Annotated in this window: 1 pseudogene; it reads right to left on the bottom strand. The window is 63.1% G+C overall.

Annotated elements, in window-relative coordinates:
* Positions 1-233: pseudogene (locus IRZ56_RS23010) on the bottom strand (oxidoreductase); the annotation flags it as partial.

Raw genomic sequence — 233 nt, forward strand, 5'->3', positions numbered from 1 at the left:
AACAACGCTTCCTTCGACTTGGCACCAATCTCCGTTTCCGCTTTCGCCAGGTTCTTGTCCAGGCTGTCGCTGAGCAGATAGAGCCCACCCAACCCCAGCAGCAGTTGCCAGCTGCCGACTATTCCGCGCAGGCCGGTGAAGCTGGAGCGCACCAGTTGGGCGGCCTGTTGCGAGGTAATCCGTAGGCCTTGCAGCCGCTTGCGTGCATCGGGCTCCAGGGTGCCTGGGGCCAC

The organism is Pseudomonas guariconensis (genome assembly GCF_015680235.1).
GTDB classification, from domain to species: domain Bacteria; phylum Pseudomonadota; class Gammaproteobacteria; order Pseudomonadales; family Pseudomonadaceae; genus Aquipseudomonas; species Aquipseudomonas guariconensis_A.